Origin of the sequence: Isoptericola maris (genome assembly GCF_048065335.1) — a bacterium.
Lineage (GTDB): Bacteria > Actinomycetota > Actinomycetes > Actinomycetales > Cellulomonadaceae > Isoptericola > Isoptericola rhizosphaerae.
Window position 1 is genome coordinate 52,108 of record NZ_JBLUNY010000013.1, and the last position, 18,371, is coordinate 70,478.

Genomic DNA, 18,371 nt, shown 5'->3' on the forward strand with positions numbered 1-18,371 from the left:
TCCTGACGTCCCTGCGTGCCTGCACGTGTCCCGTCCCGAGCACGAATGAGGTGCCCGCACCGTGTCCTTCGCCCCACCCCGACGACCGGACGGACCGCCAGCAGCGAGGCGTCGGAGCCCGCTGCTGATCACGGTCGTGATCCTGGCGGTCCTCGTCGCCGCCCTCATCTTCCTCGCGACCTTCTGGACCGAGGTCCTGTGGTTCACCGAGGTCGGCTACGCCAATGTGATCTGGACGCAGTGGATCGCCCGGGCGGTGCTGTTCGTCGTCGCCTTCCTGCTCATGGGCGCCGCCGTCTTCAGCTCGTTCACGATCGGTTACCGGTCGCGACCCGTCTACGCGCCGTCGACGCCGGAGCAGGCCACGCTCGACCAGTACCGCGAGGCCGTCGAGCCGCTGCGCAAGCTCGTCACCTATGCCGCACCGGTCGTGATCGGCTTCTTCGCGGGAGTCGCCGCGTCCTCGCAGTGGCGCACCGTGATGCTCGCCCTGAACGGTCAGTCGTTCGGTGAGTCGGACCCGGAGTTCGGCATCGACATCGGCTTCTACGTCTTCACGCTGCCCGTGGTGCGGTTCGCCGTCAGCTTCCTGATGGCGGTCGTGGTGATCTCGGCCATCGCCGCCGTGGTCACCCACTACCTCTACGGTGGGCTGCGCATCGGATCGCTGCCGGCCGGGACGCCGCGCACGACGACGGCGGCCCGGGTCCACCTCGCCGTGCTCGGTGCCGTGCTCATGGTCCTCATCGGTGCGAACTACTGGCTCGACCGGTACAGCATCCTGACGAACTCCAACGAGCGCTACGACGGCGCCTCGTACACCGACGTGCACGCCGTGATCCCCTCCAAGGAGATCCTGATGGGGGTGGCGCTGCTGGTCGCCGCGCTCTTCGTGGTCGCGGCGTTCCGCGACACGTGGCGGCTGCCCGCGATCGGCGTCGGCCTGATGGTCGTCTCGGCGATCGCCATCGGCGGCATCTACCCGTCGATCGTCCAGCGCTTCCAGGTGGACCCGAACGCCCAGTCGCTTGAGGCGCCGTACATCCAGCGCAACATCGACGCGACGCGCGACGCGTTCAGCATCGACGACGTCGAGTCGGAGCCCTACGAGGCCACCACGGAGGTCACCGAGGGCCAGCTGCGCGACGACGCCGAGACGACCGCCTCGGTGCGGTTGCTCGACCCGCAGGTCGTGAGCCCGTCGTTCCGTCAGCTCCAGCAGAACAAGCAGTTCTACAACTTCACGGACAACCTCGCCGTGGACCGGTACAGCATCGACGGCGAGTCGCGCGACACCGTCATCGCGGTGCGTGAGCTGAACCTGGACGGTCTGGCGGACCGCAACTGGACCAACGACCACACCGTGTACACGCACGGGTTCGGCGTCGTCGCGGCCTACGGCAACCAGCCCGGTCCGGACGGCCAGCCCGCGTTCTTCGAGGGCGGCATCCCGACCCAGGGTGCGCTGACCGACATGTTCGACGGCGGCTACGAGCCGCGGATCTACTTCAGCCCGGAGGCCCCGGAGTACTCCATCGTGGGTGCGCCGGAAGATTCTGAGAGCTGGGAGCTGGACTACCAGGCGGACGACGAGGGCGGCCGGCAGGTGCTCTACAAGTTCCCGACCGAAGAGACCTCGGCGGGCCCGGAGATCGGCACGTTCCTGGAGAAGATGCTCTTCGCGCTGAAGTTCGGTGACGAGCAGATCTTCTTCTCCGACCGTGTGACGGAGGAGTCGCAGATCCTCTACGAGCGTGACCCGCAGGAGCGCGTGGCGAAGGTCGCGCCGTGGCTCACCCTGGACAACAAGGTGTACCCCGCCGTCGTGGACGGTCGCGTCAAGTGGATCGTCGACGCCTACACGACCACCGACGCCTACCCCTACTCGACGTCCGCGCCGATGCAGGAGGCGACGACCGACTCCCTGACGCTGGCGGCCCAGGGCGTCCCGGTCGACCTGCCGCCCGAGGTCAACTACATCCGCAACTCGGTCAAGGCGACGGTCGATGCGTACGACGGCACGGTCACGCTGTACGCCTGGGACGCCGAGGACCCGCTGCTGCAGGCCTGGAGCCAGGTCTTCCCGGCGTCGCTGCAGCCGATGGAGGAGATCTCCGGCGACCTCATGGCGCACGTGCGCTACCCGGAGGACATGTTCAAGGTGCAGCGCACGCTGCTCGAGCGCTACCACGTCACGGACGCGATCGCGCTGTTCTCGGGCTCGGACGAGTGGGTCACCCCGGACGACCCGGTGGCGTCGTCCGAGACCGCTGCCTCCAAGCAGCCCCCGTACTACCTGACCCTCCAGATGCCGGGGCAGGACGATTCGTCGTTCTCGCTCACGAGCACGTTCATCCCGGGCGGGAACACCGACCGAGAGATCTTGACGGGCTATCTGGCGGCCGACGCGGACGCGGGGTCGACGACGGGCGAGGTCGCCGAGGGGTATGGCACCCTGCGCCTCCTCGAGCTGCCACGTGACTCGACGGTCCCCGGGCCGGGTCAGGTGCAGAACAACTTCAACTCGAACCCGACCATCTCGGAACAGCTCAACATCCTGGGTCGCGGCGACTCCGTGGTGGTGCGCGGCAACCAGCTGACGCTGCCGGTCGGCGGCGGCCTGCTGTACGTCCAGCCGGTCTACATCCAGTCGGCGGAGGGGACGCAGTTCCCGCTGCTGCGGCGCGTGCTGGTGGCCTTCGGCGACCAGACCGGTTATGCCGAGACGTTGGACGACGCGCTGGACCAGGTGTTCGGTGGTGACTCCGGTGCCCAGGCAGGCGACGCCGACGAGGCGGAGACGGAAGTGCCCACCGACGTCCCGACGGACGAGGTCGAGGATCCTGCGGCGGAGCCCACGGCCGAGCCGGAGCCGACCGAGACCACGGAGCCGTCCGAGCCGAGCGACGAGCCGGCTGCGCCGACGGGTGACGCGCAGGCTCGCCTGAACGCTGCTCTGGCTGACGCCAACGAGGCGCTCACGGCCGGCCAGGAAGCCCTGGAGGCCGGGGACTGGGCGGCCTACGGCGAGGCCCAGGAGCGACTCCAGACGGCGCTCGAGCAGGCGCTCGCGGCCGAGGAGGAGCTGGAGGGCTGACGGTGCTGCCGGACGGATGGGACGCGGTTGTGACCTGCGTCCCATCCGCCCGGATCGGTTGGACTTCGACCGAATCGATGCCGTACCGTTGAACACATCGACGCGGGGTGGAGCAGCTCGGTAGCTCGCTGGGCTCATAACCCAGAGGTCGCAGGTTCAAATCCTGCCCCCGCTACCACGGAGGACCGCACAGGCAGTCCTCATCGAAAGGCCCTCGGGAATCCCGGGGGCCTTTCGCCGTACCCGGGCTGGTCGTGGCCGCTCCGCGTGCCCGGATCGTTGTGTCCGAGGTCTCCGCGGCCGAGTTGGCGCCGGGTGCGAGGCATGCCGTAGTGTTCAGGACGTCGACGCGGGGTGGAGCAGCTCGGTAGCTCGCTGGGCTCATAACCCAGAGGTCGCAGGTTCAAATCCTGCCCCCGCTACCACGGAGGACCGCACAGGCGGTCCTCGTCGAAGGGCCCTCGGGATCTCCCGGGGGCCCTTCGACGTCTGCAGATCGTGGCGTGACCTCGGAGACAGGGTGTGCCGCTCCCGGGAGCGCCCCGGCGTTGTCCGGTGCGTCCTCACGCACGAGGATGACGACATGCCGCTGAACCACATGACGTCTCGGACCTTCGTCGTCACCGGAGCGCAGGTCTGGCAGGGCTCGAGTGCGCCGACGGCCGGTGACCTGTACGTCGTCGGTGGCCGCCTGGCGCCGGGCCCGGCGGACGCCGGTGTCGAGGTGGTCCGTGCCGAGGGGGCACACGCCGTCCCGCTGCTCGTGGACAGCGCCGTGGCGCAGCTGCCGCCCGCCCGCCGGGACGCGTACGACCTGCGTCCCGGCAACGCGGCCACCTTCGCGGTGCTGCGGCGCCCGGTCCGGGCCGGCGAGGTCCGCACCATGCTGGTCGTCGACCCGGCCGACCTGCTCGCCGTGTGGGTCGCGGGCCGGCTCGAGGTGTGGGACGGCCGACCGACCCGGCCGGCGGGGCAGGACGTCGCCGACCCCGTGGCGCGGGAGACCTGGGTGGCGACCTGGGACGACCCTCGCCGGGACATGCAGCAGCATCTGCGGCCGGACGGTCGCTACACCGAGACCCGTGGGGGGGCGCACCGACGCGTACACCGGGAGCTACTGGGTCCACGCCGACCGGATCACGTACCTGGACGACTCGGGCTTCTGGGCGTTCGGTCAGCTGGTGGACGGGGTGCTCCACCACGCCGGGTTCGTCCTGACGCGGCCCGCCGGTCGGGATGCGACCACCGCGGTGCCGGGGTGACGATGGCGGCGAGACGGCCGTCGTCGGGCGGCCGGCCACCGATGCGAAGGGAGCAGCCCCCATGCCGCAGCGAGACCCCGGCCCCAGCGTGAAGGACGACGAGCTGTACGAGAAGCTCCGCGACGAGGGCAACAGCAAGGAGAAGGCGGCCCGGATCGCGAACGCGTCGGCGAACAAGGGCCGCAGCACGGTGGGTTCCCAGGGCGGGAAGTCCGGGTCCTACGAGGACTGGACGGTGGACGACCTACGGGAACGTGCCGCCGAGATCGGCATCGAAGGCCGGTCGAGCATGAAGAAGGACGAGCTGATCGACGCCCTGCGCTCGCACTGAGATGGGACCCGTCCTGCCGGCACGCGAGCGAACGACGCCGGGAGCACCATGGGGGACGGGAGCGTCGTCTCGAGGGCACGGGGAGGGAGCATCATGAAGGCCTCGGTAGGGGACAGGATCGTGACCGCCGCCGGCGTGGTGGGTGGTGCGGTGCGCGACGGAGTCGTGGTCGAGTGCCCGCACGGTGACGGCAGCCCGCCGTACCGGGTGCGCTGGTCGGACACCGGCGAGGAGACCCTGCTCTTCCCCGGCCCGGACTCGCTCGTGCAGGAGCGCGGCGACGGTACGGGCGAGGAGCAGGAGGCCGAGCCACGGCCCGCACGGTCGGTGACGTGGCAGGTGCAGGTGGCGCTGGTCGAGTCCGCCGGCAGCACCACGGCGGAGGCGGTGCTCGTGGCCGGTCCTCCCGAGCACGCCGACGTCGGTGCGCTCCGGGCGGTCGGGCACGCCCGCAAGGACCCCGGCGACGAGGAGGTCCCGGTCATCGGTGACGAGGTGGCCGCCGGGCGCGCGCTGCGACGGCTCGCCGACTCGCTGCTCGGGCAGGCGGAGTCGGACATCGCGGCCGCGACGGGCGAGCAGGGCCACGTGCACGCCTGAGCTGTGAGCGGACGCACAGCGCCCGCCGTTCCGCGGGGAACGCGCCGCGCATAGGGTCGATATCGGCCTGCGACGGTCCCGTCGCCCCTGACCAGGAGGAAACCACCGTGCGCTCCCGACTCGTCCTCGCCACCGCTCTCGCTCCCGTCCTCGCGCTCGGTCTCGCCGCGTGCGGCGCCGACGACGCCTCCTCGGACGCCGAGGCCACCGCCGACGACGCCGCGTCGGCGCCGACCGACGCCGCTGCCTGCGAGGCGGCGGACCTGCCGACCCTGACCGACGGCACCCTCACCGTCGGCGCCTCCGAGCCGTTCGAGCCCTGGTACGTGGGCGACCCGTCGAGCGGCGAGGGCTTCGAGGCAGCGCTGGTCTACGAGGTCGCCGACCGCCTCGGCTACGCCGCCGAGGACGTCGAGTGGACCTCGGTCACCTTCGAGCAGATCGTGTCCCCGGCGATCAAGACGTTCGACGTCGCCGCCTACCAGACGACGATCACCGACGAACGTGCCGAGGCCGTCGACTTCTCCAGCCCTTACCTCACCAGCCGGCAGGGCGTGATCGTGGCCGACGACGGCGAGTTCGCGGACGCTGCGAGCCTGGCGGACCTGGCCGGAGCCACCGTGGGCGTGACCGCCTCCCAGACGTCCCTCGACGCCGCGGAGCAGGCCTGGGGCGACGACGTCGAGGTGGTGCCGTTCAGCGCCGCCGGCGACGGGATGACGGCACTCACGTCGGGCACCGTCGACGCGATGGTCATGGACGTCGACCAGGGGGTCGCCGCCTCGACGGTGTACTTCCCGGACGCGACGGTCATCGGCACGCTGCCGGACGCCGGCGAGCCCGAGCAGCTGGGTCTCGTCCTCGACAAGGACTCGGAGCTGACGGACTGCGTCTCGGCGGCCGTCGACGAGCTGGAGGCCGACGGCACCCTCGACGAGCTGCGCACCACCTGGCTGAGCTCGGACGACATCGAGCAGCTCTCCTGAGCGCATGACCGACTGGCAGCCGTCCGCGCGGGCGCTGGAGCGCGACGCCTTCCGGCGTGCCCAGCGCCGCCGGGCGCTCGCCGTCGCGACCGTGGCGACCGCCGTCGTCGTCGGCTCGGTCGCGTACGTGGTGGCCACCGCGCCGGGCTGGGAGCGGGCACGCACGGCGTTCTTCTCCCCGGAGCGCGCGGTCGAGGTGCTGCCCGACGTCGCCGAGGGGCTGTGGCTCAACCTGCGGGTCTGGGTCGTGGCCTCGGTGATCGGCCTGGTCGTCGGCCTGCTCCTCGCCGTGGTGCGCACCTCGCGGCTGCCGGCGCTGTTCCCCCTGCGCGTGCTGACCGTGGTGTACGTCGACGTCTTCCGCGGGGTGCCGGTGCTGTTGGTGCTGCTCCTCGCCGGGTTCGGGCTGCCGGCCCTGCGCCTCGAGTGGCTGCCGGTGAGCGCGGCGTTCCTCGGCGGCCTCGCCATCGTGCTGACGTACACCGCGTACCTCGCGGAGATCTTCCGCGCGGGCATCGAGTCGGTCCACCCGTCGCAGGTGGCGGCGGCGCGGTCCCTCGGGCTCACCCGGGGGCAGACGGTGCGCCGGGTGGTGCTGCCGCAGGCGGTCCGCAACGTCACGGCGCCGACGGCCAGCATGCTCGTCTCGCTGCAGAAGGACTCCGGGCTGATCTCGATCCTGGGTGCCGTGGACGCGATCCGCGCGGCCCAGATCGCCACGACGGGCGACTACAACTTCACGCCCTACGTGGTCGCGGGCGTGCTGTTCCTGCTGCTGTCCATCCCGCTGACCCGTCTGGTGGACGCCTGGTCGGCCCGGCAGGGGTGGCGCGGACGTCTGCGCGGCGTGAGCGGCGCGGGGGTGATCCGGTGACCGGCGCGCTGCTGTCCTTGCGGGGCGTGCGCAAGAGCTATCCCGGCACCGGACGGCGGGGTCCGCGCAAGGTCGTGCTCGACGGCATCGACCTGGACGTCACCGAGCACGAGTGCGTGGTGGTCGTCGGGTCCTCCGGCTCCGGCAAGTCGACGCTGCTGCGGGTGATCGACCTGCTCGAGGACGTCGACGACGGCCAGGTGCTGCTCGACGGCGTCGACGTCGCGGACCCGTGGGTGGACGCCGACGCCGCCCGCGCCCGGATGTCGATGGTGTTCCAGCAGTACAACCTGTTCCCGCACCTGCGCGTGCTGGACAACGTCACCCTGGCGCTGCGGCTGGTGCACGGTCGCCGCCGGGCCGAGGCCGAGGCCGCGGGCGCGGGCATGCTCGAGAAGGTCGGGCTGTCCCACAAGGCGCGGTCCTACCCCGACGAGCTGTCCGGCGGGGAGCAGCAGCGGGCGGCGATCGCACGGGCGCTGGTCAGCAGCCCGGAGCTGCTGCTCCTGGACGAGGTCACGTCCGCGCTCGACCCGGAGCTGGTGGGCGAGGTGCTCGACCTGCTCGTCGCGCTGCGGGACGAGGGCACCACGATGGTGGTCGCCACGCACGAGATGAGCTTCGCGCGCGACGTCGCCGACGAGGTCGTGTTCCTGCACGAGGGCCGGGTGCACGAGCGGGGCACGCCGGGGCAGGTCCTCGACGACCCGCAGCGCGGACGGACTCAGGAGTTCTTGCGCCGGCTGCGCTGAGCCCTCAGGCGCCGTAGGCGTCCTTGACCACGAGGACGGGCACGGGGGAGTCCAGCAGGACGCGCTGCGTGGTGGTGCCCATCAGGAAGGTGCCCTGGCTGGAGCGCTTGCGGGAGCCGACGACGACGAGTGTCGCCCCGGTCTCCTCGGCCGCGTCGAGGATGGCGTCGGCCGGCTCGGTCCGCTCGTCCCGGTACACGACGGTCGGGTTCGTCGCTGACCCGTCGAGCACCGCCGCCAGCCCTGCCGGGGCGGGCGCGTCGGCAGCCTGCGGGTCGAGCACGAGCACGTGCAGCGGGAGGTCGCGGCGCCGGGCCTCCTCCAGCGCCGTGCGGACTGCCGCCTCGCCGTGCGGGGAGACGTTGTAGGCCACGAGCACCGTCATGGCACCAACTCTGTCACACCTGGCGACGGCCGCGCCGCAGCCCGAGCTCGTAGGCCGCGAGCGCCACGAGCCACACGGCGGTGACCGGCAGGACGAACCCGAGCATCGCGGTGCTGAAGGGCTGCAGCGCGGCGTGCTCGGACGCCGCCAGCAGGACGAACGCGACGTAGGCGAGGTAGAGCACGACGAAGAGCGTGCCCTCCCAGCGCCGGATGAGCTGGCCGGTGAACGCGACGGGCAGCAGGGCCAGGGCGACGGCGACCATGAGGGGCAGGTCGAAGTGCACGGCCGCGGGGTCCACGCCGATCCCGCCGGGCGCCACGATGGCCGTGAGGCCGAGGACGGCGCCGATGTTGAAGATGTTGCTGCCGACGATGTTGCCGACCGCCAGGTCGCCCTCGCCGCGGCGGACCGCGATGACGGTGGTGGCCAGCTCGGGCAGCGAGGTGCCGACGGCGACCACGGTGAGCCCGATCACCAGGTCGCTCACCCCGAAGGTGGCGGCGATCTGCGTCGCTCCGCGGACCAGGAGCTGCGCCCCGAGCACCAGGAGGGCCACGCCGACGGCGACGAGCACCACGTCGAGCAGGATCGAGCGCGTGCGGGTCGCGCGGAAGCGGCTCGGTGCGGAGGCCGCCTTCGTGGGTGCACCGGCTGCTCCGGCGGCGGCTGCCGGCGGCGCGTCGTCCCGTCCGCGCCGGGAGCGGATGATCGTGACCACGAGGTAGGCGGCCAGGAGGGCGAGCAGCAGGACGCCGTCGGCCGTGCTGATCGTACCGTCGAGCGCGAGGACCAGGGCGAGGACTGACAGTCCGATCATCACCGGGATGTCCGTGCGCACGACGCGGGACGTCACCATCAGCGGGACCATCAGCGCCGAGATGCCGAGGACGAGCAAGATGTTGGCGATGTTGCTGCCGACGACGTTGCCCACGGCCAGCCCGGGGGACCCTGACAGGGCGGCGCCGGCGCTGACGGCGAGCTCGGGGCTGGACGTCGCGAAGGAGACCACGGTGAGGCCGACGACGAGGGAGGACATGCCCATCGTCCGCGCGAGCGAGGCAGCCCCGCGGACCAGTGCCTCCCCGCCGCCGACGAGCAGGACGAAGCCGGCCAGGAGGAGCAGGACGCTCGAGAGGCTCACCCGCCCAGGCTACGGGCGAGTGAGCCTCTCGGGTGAGCGGGAGGTCAGGCCGCGGCGAGCTGCTCCACGACCTGCCGCTTGGCGCGGGTCAGCATCCCGGCCATGCCGTTCAGGCGCAGCGCGCTGACCGCGCGGGTCAGCCCGAGCTGCAGGGGGAACTCCTCGGGCACGTCCAGCACCTGCTGGGCGGTCAGTCCCGACAGCCCTTGGGCGAGGATCGAGGCGAACCCGCGCGTGGTGGGTGCTTCCTGCGGTGCCGAGGCGTAGAAGTGCACCACGCCGTCGTCCAGCTCGGCGAAGGCGCGGACGGGCGACTGGCACTCCTCGACCTTCTCCAGCAGCCCGGGTGCGAGCGCGTAGCGCTCGGGGAGCTCGGGCAGCTCGCGGGAGAACTCGAGCAGGAGCTGGAGCCGGTCGGGCTCGGTCAGCGCCAGGAAGTCCTCACGGATCTCGGCGAGCTGCGCGGGCAGCTCGGGCGTGGTGGACGCGTCGTCGGTCATGGTTCCAGTGTCCCAGGCGGTCCGGCTGCTCAGGCGGCCCGTCGCGGTGCCTCGCCCGGCTGGTCGCCCGCGACGATCGGCACCCGGACCGCGTTGCCCCACTCGGTCCACGAGCCGTCGTAGTTGCGCACGTCGGGCAGACCCAGCAGGAAGTGCAGGGCGAACCACGTGTGGCTGGAGCGCTCGCCGATGCGGCAGTAGGTGATGACCTTGTCGTCCGCCTGGATGCCCAGGCCGCCGTCGAGGTAGATCTTCTCGAGCTCGGCGCGCGGCTTGTAGGTGCCGTCCTCGGCGACCGCGGTGGCCCACGGGACGTTGTGCGCGGTGGGGATGTGGCCGCCCCGCAGCACACCCTCCTCCGGGTAGTCGGGGATGTGGAGGCGCTCGCCGCTGAACTCCTGCGGGGAGCGGATGTCCACGAGCGGGCCGTTGCCGAGGTGGGCGAGCACGTCCTCCTTGAAGGCACGGAACGTCGAGTCGTCGCGGTCGACGGCGGGGTACTCGGCCGGCTCCGGGCTCGGGACGTCGGTGGTCAGCTCGCGGCCCTCGGCCACCCAGAGGTTGCGGCCGCCGTCGAGCAGGCGGACGTCCTCGTGGCCGAACAGCGTGAACACCCAGGCGGTGTACGCGGCCCACCAGTTGTTCTTGTCGCCGTAGAGCACGATCGTGGTGTCCCGGGCGATGCCCTTGGAGCCGAGCAGGTCGGCGAAGCCGGGGCCGTCGAGGTAGTCGCGCTCGACGGGCAGCAGCAGGTCGGTGTGCCAGTCGACCTTCACCGCACCGGGGATGTGGCCAGTCTCGTAGAGCAGCACGTCCTCGTCGGACTCGACGACCACGAGGCCGGGGTCGTCGAGGTGCTGGGCGAGCCACTCGGTGGTGACGAGCCGCTCGGGGTGGGCGTACTCCTGCAGGCGGGGGTCCGGGTCGAGCTGAGCGGGCATGGTGTCCTCCGGTGGGTGGGTGAACGGGCGGGGCCGCGGGGGTCTGCCCACACCCTAGGCACGCGGCGACCTGGGAGGACACCCGGCGTCCAACATTTGGGACCACGATGTGAGACGACGGCTCTGCCAGGGCCTCCGGCCGAGCCCTAGACTGAGGCCACCACCGCACGACGACGTCGGAGGCGCCATGTTCGACCGTGCTGCCGCGCAGGACCTCGCCGGTTCCGCCCGTGCCCCCGGAGGCACGCCCGCGCCCCGCGGCACCGTCCGTCGCGACCGTCGCTCCGTGCGGACCGCCTACGACACCTTCCTCGGTACCGGCTGCCTCCCGCCCGGGCTGGACCCCCTCGTCGGCGAGTCCTGGCGCCGCAGCCGGAGCTCCGGCGTCGACCCCGACTCGCTGCACGCCGCGACCGGCCTCGCCGACCGTGACCTGGACGACTACCGCACGACGCACCCCCTCGCGCCGCTCATGCCGCTCGTGCGCGAGCTCGTCGTGGACGCGGCCCGCGACGACGGCCTCGTCGTCGCCGTCTGCGACGACGCCGGTCGGCTCCTGTGGGTCGAGGGCGACGCCCGAACCCGCACGACGGCGGAGCGCGTCGGGTTCGTCGCCGGCGCCGTCTGGCGCGAGGAGAGCGTCGGCACCAACGCCCCCGGCACGGCGCTCGCGACCCGCCGCGCCGTGCAGGTGCTGGGCGCCGAGCACTTCTCCCGACCCGTCCAGTCGCTCAACTGCGCCGCCGCACCGATCCGTGGCGCCGACGGCCGGGTGCTCGGCGTCCTGGACGTGACCGGCGGACGTGCCGCCGCCTCGCACGTCGCGCTCTCCCTGGTCCGCGCGACCGTGGCGAGCCTCGAGCGAGAGCTCGCGGCGCGCGAACGCGTGGAGCCAGGGTGGCCCGGGGACGGCGTCGACGCTGGCCGGCCCCTCGTGCAGCTCCTCGGCACACCCGTGCTCCACGGCCCGGGCGGCGACCACCGCCTCTCGCCGCGGCACGCCGAGATCATCGCCCTCCTCGGTGAGCACCCCCGCGGGCTCACCGCCGAGGAGCTCGCCGTGCTGCTGCACCCGGGCGACCTGTCCGAGGTCGCGGTCCGCGTCGAGATCTCCCGGCTGCGGCGCGTCGCCGGCTCCCTGGTCAGCGGGTCACGCCCCTACCGGTTGGCGCCCGGCGTGCGCAGCGACGTCGACGTCGTGCGCGAGCACCTCGCGGCAGGGGACCCGACAGCGGCGCTCGCGGCCAGCGCCGGGCCGCTGCTCCCGCGCTCGCTGGCCCCCGGCGTCGAGCGGGCCCGCGCCGAGCTCACCGCCGAGCTCCGCTCCGCCGTCCTGAGCAGCCCCGGCGCCGCAGCGCTCGACGCGTGGACCCGGACCGACGACGGCGTGGACGACGTCGAGGCGTGGAGCCTCCTCGTGCAGCGGGCCGAGCACGGCAGCCCCCTGTGGAGCCGGGCGCGGGCACACCTTTCCGTCGTCGACGCGGTGCTGCGCTGATGTCGTCCGGCCGGTTCCCCGCCCGTTGCAACGGTGCTGCAACCCCGCCCGCCTAACGTGACCGTCACGGCGCGTCGAGGCGCCGCCGTCGGGCACCGCGCCGCAGGCCGCGCACCCGACGAGGTGTGTACTGCGAGGAGGCAGCCAGCATGACCGTCTACACGCCCCCGGGGCAGCCCGGGGCGATCGTCGAGTACCGCAGCCGCTACGACCACTGGATCGGCGGCGAGTACGTGCCGCCGTCGAGCGGGGAGTACTTCGAGAACCCCAGCCCCGTCACCGGGCAGACCTTCTGCGAGGTGGCACGCGGCAACGCCGACGACATCGAGCGGGCGCTCGACGCGGCCCACGGTGCCGCCCCCGCCTGGGGACGCACCTCCGTCACCGAGCGGGCCAACGTGCTGAACCGGATCGCCGACCGCATCGAGGCCAACCTCGAGAAGATCGCCGTGGCCGAGACCTGGGAGAACGGCAAGCCCGTGCGCGAGACGCTCGGCGCCGACATCCCGCTCGCCGTCGACCACTTCCGCTACTTCGCGGGGGCCATCCGGGCCCAGGAGGGCTCGATCTCCGAGATCGACGGCGACACCATCGCGTACCACTTCCACGAGCCGCTGGGCGTCGTCGGCCAGATCATCCCGTGGAACTTCCCGATCCTCATGGCGACCTGGAAGCTGGCGCCGGCGCTCGCGGCAGGCAACGCCGTCGTCCTCAAGCCGGCAGAGCAGACCCCGGCCTCGATCCTCTACCTGATGGAGATCATCGGCGACCTGCTGCCGCCGGGCGTGCTCAACGTGGTCAACGGGTTCGGCGCGGAGGCGGGCAAGCCGCTCGCGTCCTCGTCACGGATCCGCAAGATCGCCTTCACCGGCGAGACGACGACCGGCCGCCTGATCATGCAGTACGCGTCGCAGAACATCATCCCCGTGACCCTCGAGCTCGGGGGCAAGTCGCCGAACGTGTTCTTCTCCGACGTCGCGGCCGAGCGGGACGACTTCTACGACAAGGCGCTCGAGGGCTTCACCATGTTCGCCTTCAACCAGGGCGAGGTGTGCACGTGCCCGTCCCGCGCGCTCATCCAGTCCGACATCTACGACCAGTTCCTCGGCGACGCGCTCGAACGGACCAAGGCCGCGGTGCAGGGCAACCCGCTCGACACCGAGACGATGATCGGGGCGCAGGCCAGCAACGACCAGCTCGAGAAGATCCTGTCCTACTTCGACATCGGCCAGGCCGAGGGCGCGCGCGTGCTGACCGGGGGCGAGCGCGTCGACCTGGGCGGGGACCTGTCCGGCGGCTACTACGTGGCCCCGACCATCTTCGAGGGGAAGAACTCCATGCGGATCTTCCAGGAGGAGATCTTCGGCCCCGTGGTGTCCGTGACCGACTTCGCGGACTTCGACGACGCGATCAAGACCGCCAACGACACCCTCTACGGGCTGGGTGCCGGGGTCTGGACCCGCAACGGCACGACGGCGTTCCGCGCGGGCCGCGCCATCGAGGCCGGCCGGGTGTGGACCAACTGCTACCACGCCTACCCGGCCGCGGCCGCGTTCGGCGGGTACAAGGGGTCCGGCGTCGGGCGCGAGAACCACAAGATGATGCTGGACCACTACCAGCAGACGAAGAACCTGCTCGTCAGCTACTCCGGCGTGCGGGACGGGTTCTTCTAGGCCGACTGTTCGCACGAGGAGGCGAGATGACGGACGACGGCGGGGCGGTCGCTGCGCGGCAGCGGCCCGCCCGCGTCGCGGTCACCGACGCCGCGGCCGAGCTGCTCGCTCGGCTGCGGCGCCGGCACGGCAACCTGATGTTCCACCAGTCCGGCGGGTGCTGCGACGGGTCCAGCCCGATGTGCTTCCCGGCCGGGGAGTTCCTCACCGGCGACGCGGACGTCCACCTCGGGGACCTGACCGTGCCGGACGCGCCGGGGGCCGACGGCGGCGCTGACGGCGGCGCGACGTTCAACGTGCCGGTCTGGATGAGCCGGGCCCAGTTCGAGTACTGGAGCCACACGCACCTGACCATCGACGTGGTGCCGGGTCGCGGTGCCGGGTTCAGCGTGGAGGCGCCGGAGGGAGTGCGGTTCCTCATCCGTTCGCGGCTCTTCACCGACGCCGAGGCGGAGGCGCTGCGCGACTGAACGCCCTCGCGAGCTCGCGCCGATCGTCCTAGCGTCGGACGATGGCAGCCACGAAGCCCGAGCACGACGACGAGCGGTGGTCGCAGGACGTCACCGAGCACTCCGACGCGCTCGACCTGGAGGACGACGTCTTCACCTGGGACGACCCGGCCCGGATCGCCGCGTCCCTCAAACGGTCAGCCGAGGCGAGCGAGCGGCGCAAGGGCACGCCCTACCAGTCCGCGATGTCGATGCTGACCTTCTACCTCAACCGGGCCGGGGACAATCTGCCGGAGTCCCGCCGCCGGACCCTGGAACAGGCGAAGGACGAGCTGCGCGCCGCGTTCAGCCGCTGAGCGGGGCGCGTCCCCGGGGTACCGCTCCGGGGGCCCGACCGGCTATGTTGCACTCCGTGAGCACCGAAGCCGAGGCCTTCCCGTCCGTGTCGTCGCTGCCGGCATGGCTCGTGCCGTCCGTGTACCTGAACTGGTCCACCGACTGGCTGAACGAGTCCATCGCGATCGCGACCCGTTCCCACGAGCACTCGCTGCCCGGCGGTCCGGACGGCCCCAAGCGGGGCGACGTCGTCGTGACCGTCCTCGGTGACGCGGGCGTCGTGGCGTCGGTGGAGCTCATGGGTTCCTCCGACGGCGACTCCTGGGTGACGGACGAGCTGTTCGGCCCCGACCGGCCCATCGTGTGGGCCGACCTCTTCGACGGCGCGGACACCTACATCGGCTCCTCCGGCTGGCTGCCCGCCGAGCACGCCCGCGCCGTGCTGGACGGTGTCGCCAACCAGTTCCACGACGGCCCGGTGCACACCATCGACCCGGGCGACTGCGCCGAGGGCACCGCGGCCCCCGACGTGCACGTGCTGCGCGTCCTCGGACACCGCGCGGTGTCCGGCTGGGCCATGCGTCGCGAGGAGCGCTGCGCCACCTGCGAGCGGTTCGTCGACGTCCACGAGCTCCAGGCGCACGACGACGGCGCGGTGCGGCTGGGCACGACGACCGCCGGCGGGCGCACCCTCGAGCAGGTCATCCGCGACGTGCACCTCATGTGCACGCACTGCCACGACCTCATGCACGCCCACTCCGTCTCCGCGCAGCGCGCCCGGATGCGGCCGCAGTGCCCCGGGTGCGGCGCCCGCGGCAAGACCAAGCGCATCGTGTGGGGCATGACCTTCAGCGACGACGTCGTCAGCTCCGAGCCCGACGTCGTCTACGGCGGCTTCGAGGTGCCCGTGCCGGCGCCGGACTGGTACTGCACCGACTGCCACGCGAACTTCGGCAGCACCGTCGTGGCCTCTCGCGTGCTCGACTCCGAGGGGCCGGCCGTGCCGCAGCCCGTCACCGGGACGATCGCGCGTGTCGGCGAGGCGGAGCTGGCTGGCGCCGAGCCGAACGCCGGCGCCGACTCCGAGCAGGACGCGGCCGAGCGCCGCTGGGAGCCGATCGACGGCGTCTGACGCCGCTCGCCGCTCAGGCGGCCACGGGTCTGGTTCGACGATGGCGTCGTACCAGCCCGTGGTCGAACGGCGGGACGTACGGAGCCAGCCGGAGCGGCATCGCCGCCTCGAGCGGAGTGCGGTCCGCCTTGCGGTGGTTGCACGGACGGCAGGCGGCGACGAGGTTGAGCCACGAGCTGTCGCCGCCCCGCGACCGGGGAACAACGTGGTCGACCGTCTGTGCCGGGCCGCCGCAGTAGGCGCACGCGCCGTCCCGTCGCTTGATGCCGTCCTTGGTGACCGCGGGGCGACCGCCACCGCGGTAGAGCCAGCGCATGGTCACGTAGCGCACGAGCCGCAGGACCCGGGGGAGCGGGTAGGGGCCGAACGAGGCACCCTCGACGAACTCCTCGACGACCGCGACCTCGCGGACCAGCATCGTGATGGCGTGCTTGACCGACACCCGGTGCAGCGGCTCGTAGCCGGCGTTGAGGACCAGTACGTCGGTCACGGTCCTGCTCCCTCCTGCGGTGCGCGGGCCGGTCAGGCCGACGCGGTCTCGGCGGCTCCCTCGATGGGTCGGTGTCTCGGGCGGCGACGGTCCGGGCAGGACCGCCGGACGGGCGTGCTGTGGCGTCCGTCACGGAAAATGTAAGGGGCCAGGGCGCGCAGGTCCAGGGCTTAGGTGGGCAGTTCTCGGTCCGGGCGCCCACCGCGGGCGCCGAATGTCGAGGTTCGGACCGGTTTGGGGCGCCATGACGGTTCGAACCGTGATGTTCGGCAAGGGTCTGTCCACAGGTTGGGATGTGCGGTTCCGCGGGTGTGCGGGGGGTCGCTAGGGTCGGTGGCTGGTCCTGGCCGCTGGCCTGTCTATGCCCTGGAGACGCGATGACGTGCACGACCCGGCACGATTCCTCTGTCCCTGTCCCTGCCCCTGGGTCACCCGCTGTGAGGGCCTCGGGCTCTGGCTCGAGGCGCGCTGCCGCGGCGGCCCTTGCGGGAGTGTTGCTGCTGGCGGGGTGCACCGGTGGGGAGCCCGAGCCGGAGGGGTCGGAGCTGCCGTTGCCGGCCTCGGTGACGGCGTCCGCGTCACCGTCCGCGTCGGTGTCGCCGGAACCGTCGGAAGAGGCCGAGGCGGAGGGGCCGGAGCGTCCGGCCGCGATGGACAAGAAGGACGCGGACGGGGCAGCCGCGGCGGCGGAGTACTTCTTGTCGTTGTACGACTACATGCTCACCACTGGCGACAGCTCGCGGTTCGAATCCATGTCCCACCGGGCTTGCGGTTTCTGCACCGCGACGCTCGATCGGCTCGATTGGCTGGAAGAGAACGACGCGACGTTCACTGGTGGCGCGATGACGACCACGATCGAGGAGTCGTACGAGATTGATGCAGCCACGGGCATCTTCCCGCTTGACGTGGTGATCGAACAAGAATCGATAGAGATCCTCGACGCCGATGGAACGTCGATCGATGAGGTCGATCACAGCACTCGCGAAGCACGCATCGAAATGGCCCTCCGTGACAAGAAGTGGGTCGTCGTGACTGTCACCCACCGGCCCGAGTGATGAGGGCGATTGCGCCAGCCCTGCCGGTCATGCTTCTCGCCGCGCTCCTGAATCTCATGGTGACGGCTCCGGCTACAGCAGATTCAGATTCATCGTGGAACGTCGATGGAGACATGAGCAAGGACTCTGTGGACATGCTCGGCAGTCTTGAAGAGCAGCAGGCGGCGATCGATGGGTCTGGTGGTGGGGACTCGGACGTGACCTACTTCCGTGCCACGGTGCATCAGTGCTGGCTGCGGGACCTGGACGCGACCCTGCTGGCCGAGGCGTGCGAAGAGGGCACCGAGATCGCCTACGACGGGCTGGACTGTGACGAGGACTCCTACGAGCTCGCCGGGCTGTGGGCCGTCACCGACCAGCCAGGCGACGCCCAGAGGCCCGCCGAGCTGGTCGACGAGGGCGCCTGCGTCACCCCGGCCGACCTGCTGGACGCCGCCACCCGCGAGTTCAAGGCCATGCCTATCGACCCCGCCCAGATCGCCCTGCACGCCGAACGCGACTGGGCCATCGTCAACTTCGGGGTCCACCCCCGCACGGACGACACCCCCCAGATGCTGGACACCACCCTGCTCGGGGTGCCCGTGCAGATCCGTGCCGTGCCGGCCGAGTACACGTGGGATCCCGGTGACGGCACCGAGGCCGTGGTCACCGACCACCCCGGCGGACCGTGGGACACCCCCACCGCGATCCACCTGCCCTACCCCGCCCCCGGCACCTACTCGGTCACCCTGACCACCACCTGGCACGGCCAGTTCCGCATCACCGGCACCCCCACCTGGACCGACGTGCCCGGCCAAGCCACCACGACCGACACCACCTACCCCATCGAGGTCCACGACGCCGAGGTCCGCCTCGTCCAACCCTGA

19 protein-coding genes and 2 tRNA genes are annotated in these 18,371 nt (G+C 71.7%); 16 read left to right on the forward strand and 5 right to left on the reverse strand.

All coding sequences use genetic code 11. The features are described from left to right. Positions 1 to 61 precede the first annotated feature (61 nt). From ACH5HR_RS15800 to ACH5HR_RS15840, 9 genes are all read left to right on the forward strand, one after another. The gene (locus ACH5HR_RS15800) at positions 62 to 3,097 is read left to right on the forward strand and encodes a UPF0182 family membrane protein (protein ID WP_416478754.1); all 3,036 of its coding nucleotides are present in this window, start codon (positions 62 to 64) and stop codon (positions 3,095 to 3,097) included. Positions 3,098 to 3,198: 101 nt separating this feature from the next. After that, positions 3,199 to 3,275, forward strand: a tRNA-Met gene (locus ACH5HR_RS15805). Between the two features lie 170 nt (positions 3,276 to 3,445). Then, a tRNA-Met gene (locus ACH5HR_RS15810) sits at positions 3,446 to 3,522 on the forward strand. A 657-nt stretch (positions 3,523 to 4,179) separates the two neighbouring features. Continuing rightward, entirely contained in the window at positions 4,180 to 4,359 is a 180-nt protein-coding gene (locus ACH5HR_RS15815) for an Atu4866 domain-containing protein (RefSeq protein WP_416478756.1), read from the forward strand. 61 nt (positions 4,360 to 4,420) lie between these two features. After that, positions 4,421 to 4,690 (forward strand): DUF7218 family protein, encoded by a 270-nt coding sequence (locus ACH5HR_RS15820; RefSeq protein WP_402372175.1) that lies wholly within the window; start codon positions 4,421 to 4,423, stop codon positions 4,688 to 4,690. 93 nt (positions 4,691 to 4,783) lie between these two features. Next, positions 4,784 to 5,290 (forward strand): dsRBD fold-containing protein, encoded by a 507-nt coding sequence (locus ACH5HR_RS15825; RefSeq protein ID WP_416478757.1) that lies wholly within the window; start codon positions 4,784 to 4,786, stop codon positions 5,288 to 5,290. A gap of 107 nt (positions 5,291 to 5,397) precedes the next feature. Then, positions 5,398 to 6,276 carry an ABC transporter substrate-binding protein gene (locus ACH5HR_RS15830; protein WP_416478759.1) on the forward strand — a complete coding sequence of 293 codons (879 nt, stop codon included), beginning with the start codon at positions 5,398 to 5,400 and terminating at the stop codon, positions 6,274 to 6,276. 4 nt (positions 6,277 to 6,280) lie between these two features. Beyond that, positions 6,281 to 7,150, forward strand: a complete 870-nt coding sequence (locus ACH5HR_RS15835; protein ID WP_416478761.1) for an amino acid ABC transporter permease — start codon at positions 6,281 to 6,283, stop codon at positions 7,148 to 7,150. Next, positions 7,147 to 7,902, forward strand: a complete 756-nt coding sequence (locus ACH5HR_RS15840) for an amino acid ABC transporter ATP-binding protein (RefSeq protein WP_416478763.1) — start codon at positions 7,147 to 7,149, stop codon at positions 7,900 to 7,902. Before ACH5HR_RS15835 ends, ACH5HR_RS15840 begins: the two co-directional genes overlap by 4 nt. Before the next feature lie 4 nt (positions 7,903 to 7,906). Here the strand turns inward: ACH5HR_RS15840 and ACH5HR_RS15845 are convergent, their stop codons facing one another. Genes ACH5HR_RS15845 through ACH5HR_RS15860 form a run of 4 tightly spaced genes read right to left on the reverse strand, consistent with a single transcriptional unit; the run spans position 7,907 to position 10,872 of the window. After that, positions 7,907 to 8,287 (reverse strand): universal stress protein, encoded by a 381-nt coding sequence (locus tag ACH5HR_RS15845; RefSeq protein ID WP_402372160.1) that lies wholly within the window; start codon positions 8,285 to 8,287, stop codon positions 7,907 to 7,909. Positions 8,288 to 8,300: 13 nt separating this feature from the next. Then, positions 8,301 to 9,431: a calcium/sodium antiporter gene (locus tag ACH5HR_RS15850; RefSeq protein WP_416478765.1), complete on the reverse strand. Its 1,131-nt coding sequence runs from the start codon at positions 9,429 to 9,431 to the stop codon at positions 8,301 to 8,303. A 44-nt stretch (positions 9,432 to 9,475) separates the two neighbouring features. Beyond that, complete coding sequence (locus tag ACH5HR_RS15855) at positions 9,476 to 9,931, reverse strand: SufE family protein (RefSeq protein WP_402372156.1); 456 nt, start codon at positions 9,929 to 9,931, stop codon at positions 9,476 to 9,478. A 29-nt stretch (positions 9,932 to 9,960) separates the two neighbouring features. After that, a complete protein-coding gene (locus tag ACH5HR_RS15860) occupies positions 9,961 to 10,872 on the reverse strand; it encodes a sulfurtransferase (RefSeq protein ID WP_416478767.1) in 912 nt (303 codons plus the stop codon). A 187-nt stretch (positions 10,873 to 11,059) separates the two neighbouring features. Between ACH5HR_RS15860 and ACH5HR_RS15865 the strand changes: the two genes are divergently transcribed. The 5 genes from ACH5HR_RS15865 (at position 11,060) to ACH5HR_RS15885 (ending at position 15,960) form a co-directional block, all read left to right on the forward strand. Continuing rightward, on the forward strand, positions 11,060 to 12,370 hold the full coding sequence (locus ACH5HR_RS15865) for a GAF domain-containing protein (protein ID WP_416478768.1): 1,311 nt from the start codon (positions 11,060 to 11,062) through the stop codon (positions 12,368 to 12,370). 149 nt (positions 12,371 to 12,519) lie between these two features. Further along, positions 12,520 to 14,043 carry an acetaldehyde dehydrogenase ExaC gene (gene exaC, locus ACH5HR_RS15870; RefSeq protein ID WP_416478770.1) on the forward strand — a complete coding sequence of 508 codons (1,524 nt, stop codon included), beginning with the start codon at positions 12,520 to 12,522 and terminating at the stop codon, positions 14,041 to 14,043. Between the two features lie 26 nt (positions 14,044 to 14,069). Continuing rightward, positions 14,070 to 14,513, forward strand: coding sequence for a DUF779 domain-containing protein (locus ACH5HR_RS15875; protein WP_416478771.1), 444 nt, complete (start codon positions 14,070 to 14,072; stop codon positions 14,511 to 14,513). Between the two features lie 41 nt (positions 14,514 to 14,554). Then, positions 14,555 to 14,848 (forward strand): DUF3175 domain-containing protein, encoded by a 294-nt coding sequence (locus ACH5HR_RS15880; RefSeq protein ID WP_416478772.1) that lies wholly within the window; start codon positions 14,555 to 14,557, stop codon positions 14,846 to 14,848. 56 nt (positions 14,849 to 14,904) lie between these two features. Further along, positions 14,905 to 15,960, forward strand: a complete 1,056-nt coding sequence (locus tag ACH5HR_RS15885) for a hypothetical protein (RefSeq protein ID WP_416478774.1) — start codon at positions 14,905 to 14,907, stop codon at positions 15,958 to 15,960. 13 nt (positions 15,961 to 15,973) lie between these two features. Here ACH5HR_RS15885 and ACH5HR_RS15890 read toward each other — a convergent pair whose 3' ends face one another. Continuing rightward, positions 15,974 to 16,450, reverse strand: coding sequence for an HNH endonuclease (locus tag ACH5HR_RS15890; RefSeq protein WP_416478776.1), 477 nt, complete (start codon positions 16,448 to 16,450; stop codon positions 15,974 to 15,976). A gap of 491 nt (positions 16,451 to 16,941) precedes the next feature. Between ACH5HR_RS15890 and ACH5HR_RS15895 the strand changes: the two genes are divergently transcribed. After that, positions 16,942 to 17,505, forward strand: coding sequence for a DUF6318 family protein (locus ACH5HR_RS15895; RefSeq protein ID WP_416478778.1), 564 nt, complete (start codon positions 16,942 to 16,944; stop codon positions 17,503 to 17,505). A 113-nt stretch (positions 17,506 to 17,618) separates the two neighbouring features. Then, on the forward strand, positions 17,619 to 18,371 hold the full coding sequence (locus ACH5HR_RS15900) for a PKD domain-containing protein (RefSeq protein ID WP_416478780.1): 753 nt from the start codon (positions 17,619 to 17,621) through the stop codon (positions 18,369 to 18,371).